1 protein-coding gene and 1 pseudogene are annotated in these 2,797 nt (G+C 41.9%); one reads left to right on the top strand and one right to left on the bottom strand.

From position 1 onward, the window contains the following. Window positions 1-747: 747 nt before the first annotated feature. Window positions 748-2,181, bottom strand: a complete 1,434-nt coding sequence (locus LIZ66_RS18150) for an ATP-binding protein (RefSeq protein WP_226838189.1) — start codon at window positions 2,179-2,181, stop codon at window positions 748-750. A gap of 126 nt (window positions 2,182-2,307) precedes the next feature. On the opposite strand from LIZ66_RS18150, the pseudogene LIZ66_RS18155 reads away from it, so the two are divergent. Continuing rightward, window positions 2,308-2,754, top strand: a pseudogene (locus LIZ66_RS18155) (relaxase/mobilization nuclease domain-containing protein); the annotation flags it as partial. Window positions 2,755-2,797: the final 43 nt, after the last annotated feature.

Raw genomic sequence — 2,797 nt, forward strand, 5'->3', positions numbered from 1 at the left:
ACCGTCAGCTAACAGTTGATAAGTAAATTAGTTCCTTATCACTGTTAAGCCAAGGCTTTCCGGGGTTTTCTTATACCTAAATGGGCTGATATAGTTTGACCTAACGAGAGCCGTTTTCACCCAATTTTTAGTGGTTAAATATAGGACAACCGGCAAAAAAGGGGTCAAAAAACGGTCTTAGTGGTTAAAAAATAGGACAAAAGATTCCGGCATTAGAAAGGGCCGTCACTTTATGATTTTGAAGTGGCGGCTTTTTCTATTTCCAGAAGCAACAGCAACAATTAGAAATGAGGTGAAGTCAATGAACACGCAAATCATTGCCATTGCCAACCAGAAAGGCGGCGTTGGTTATGAAAAGTAAGTTATTATGCAAAGTGGAGCCCACACTTTGTTGATTATATAAAGTGTACGTCCTATTTCCCAGATATGCAAAGATACGGTACAGCACATCAGTATTGAAACAAGAAAAATTGAATACTTCATAGACTACGGAACGCACAATATCAGCGTTCCTTTTCAAAACCTATTATTGAACGATATGCTTTCTCAAAAATTTCATCACATTTATGTGAATTTTGTATTCCTTTAAAATAAAAACATCGTTTTCTTCTTGCTCGCAATGAAACATTTCAGCTCTAAGACAAATTGCCTTGTAAAAATGAAAGAAACGGCATAGCCGAAGCTATACCGTTTTTTCATCTTAGAATATTTTCTTAACTGGACACCCCGAATGACCTGCTTTTCATTTTACTCGGTACGAACGGTAATATATTTTTGATGTTTACTTTTCGGTTTATCTGGAAGTGTCATTTTGAGTGTTCCATTGTTCAATAGCGGACGCAGATATTTTTGTGTAAAGTTTTTTGTGTTTTTGTATCCACAGTGTTCTGCGATTTCTAATTTTGAATGTGGTTCTATGCAAAATGCAAGGATTTTATCATGGGTTGCATCATGGGTTGCATCATGGGTTGTATCATAGGTTGCGTCATAGGTCTTATCATGGGTCGTTTCTATGATAGAAGGACTATGATGGTAATTTACATTTTTCAAGATAACTTTAAAATCTGTCGCTGTTGAGGAAAATTCGGGCTTATATGCCTCTGTGTATCCAGGCAGCTTTTCAGTTTCACTGACGATTTTGCGCAGACCACTTCCACGGCGTTCCATGTACTTCATGCGGTGGAACAGGTCAGCGATCACAGGGTTTCGTCGCATCGAACGAATACTGTAAATATCGTATTCCTGAATTGAGCCGCCGCCAAACATACCGCCAGGAGATGTGATTTCCACCCGATCATCAAACATATCAATATGGATTTCACTGCCAAGCACAATATAATCACGATGGATAAGCGCATTGACAAGAGCCTCTGTCACAGCTCGTTCAGCATAATCCGGCTTGTCTACACGATACTGTGCCTCTTTGACAAAACGGACTTTGGAATTATTGCGAATAAATTCACTGCCGCTTTTCAGTAGATAAATCAGATTCCCTTCGTATTCTTTATCGTCCAGCGCATCATCAAAGATAGAGCCTTTTTCCAAGCCATTCCACCGGGTACAGAACATACGGGAGTTATAAACTGTGTGCTGATCGGTCATGAGCTTTCCGGCATTGGTCAGGAACCCATTTTTGTCAGCCAAACCGAAGGAGACATAATCGGATGGCTCGAAGCGGAGGCCGGTTCGTTCCAGATAGGTTGCCTCCAGGAGTGTGAAGCTGTAATCCTTTTTCACAGCTTCTGTTGTTAAGGTGTCAAAGGACTGATTGGTTCCCTTTAAGATCAGTTCATTCACAATGTAATCCGGTGCAATTACGCTTTCATTTCCAACACGGATGTATGCTTCCATTACTCCGTCTGCCTTGTAATAGTATGGGGTGCTGCGGCCAGGAGAAACCTCCAGAGCCAACAGGTTTTTACCATCTTCCTGCAATGGCTTTAAGATAAACTGCGGTAATGGTGTGATACGTTCTTTGATTAAGCGGCTGATCGCTTCAGCATCCTTTTGAACATCTGACAAGCCGATAGGCTCCCGGTTATCAGAGACTCCGAAAAACAGAGTGCCGCCGATCCCATTGGAAAAGGCACTGACACTTTTTAACCAGCTTTTTGGCTTTTTTGTTTCGAGAGCAACTTTGAAATCACATTCTGTTGCTTCAGCAATGAGCTGTTCTATCATAGAAATCCCTCCTTTGAGGTTGTAGAATGTTCTTTTTTATTATACCCAGCGGAGAAAGTTATTGCAACGATAGAAGCAAAGAGTTCAGCGAAAACAAAAATATTTATGAGAGGAGGATCTTCTATTATGGCAACTACAAGAATCATGCCGCTTCATGTTGGCAAGGGTCGCACAGAAAGTCGGGAAATCAGTGACATCATCGACTATGTAGCAAATCCACAGAAAACAGATAACGGCAAGCTCATTACCGGCTATGCGTGTGACAGCCGGACTGCGGATGCAGAGTTCCTTCTGGCAAAGCGGCAGTACATTGCCGCTACCGGACGAATGCGCGGTGCAGATGATGTGATTGCCTATCATGTGCGCCAGTCCTTCCGCCCCGGCGAGATTACTCAGGAAGAAGCTAACCGGCTGGGTGTGGAATTTGCCAAGCGATTTACCAAAGGCAATTATGCCTTTGTGGTCTGCACTCACATAGACAAGTCGCACATTCATAATCACATTATCTGGTCATCGGTCAGCTTAGAATATGACCGGAAATTCCGAAACTTTTGGGGCAGTACTAGTATAGTATCCATCTAGTAATAATAGTTTACAGTTACTTGCTTTTTTGCTA

This window comes from Blautia faecis, from assembly GCF_020554845.1.
GTDB classification, from domain to species: domain Bacteria; phylum Bacillota; class Clostridia; order Lachnospirales; family Lachnospiraceae; genus Blautia_A; species Blautia_A faecis.